Below are 324 nucleotides of genomic sequence, written 5' to 3'. Positions count from 1 at the left end.
GAGTACCCCTATTCGTGTTCTGAATAAGGACATTCACACCCGGCAAGGGAAGCCCTTCCGAATCTACCACGGTTCCCGTGATCATTTTTTGTTGTGCAAAACCAATCTGCACCACTAACAGCAGCAACACCGTTAGAATCCCACTTAATTTTTGTTTCATTTTATTATTATTTGAATTAGCCAAGGCCAAAAATGATAATAATTTCTTAATAAAACAAAAGCTAAATAAAAGAACTTTTTCCATTTTTTTAATCACAGTCTTCACCAGCGTAGTCTTCTTCCCAAGGTTTTGGTTTTAAGAACAAATTTTAACAAAACGCTTAA

At 35.5% G+C, this 324-nt stretch carries 1 protein-coding gene; it reads right to left on the bottom strand.

Translation table 11 applies throughout. The features are described from left to right. A partial coding sequence (locus HC176_RS18500; RefSeq protein WP_167920449.1) for a carboxypeptidase-like regulatory domain-containing protein occupies positions 1-244 on the bottom strand: 244 nt, incomplete at its 3' end. Between the last annotated feature and the right edge of the window lie 80 nt (positions 245-324).

Source organism: Tamlana crocina (genome assembly GCF_012037625.1).
The sequence above is the reverse complement of the archived record's forward strand: the minus strand, read 5'-3'. Positions and strand labels throughout refer to the sequence as shown.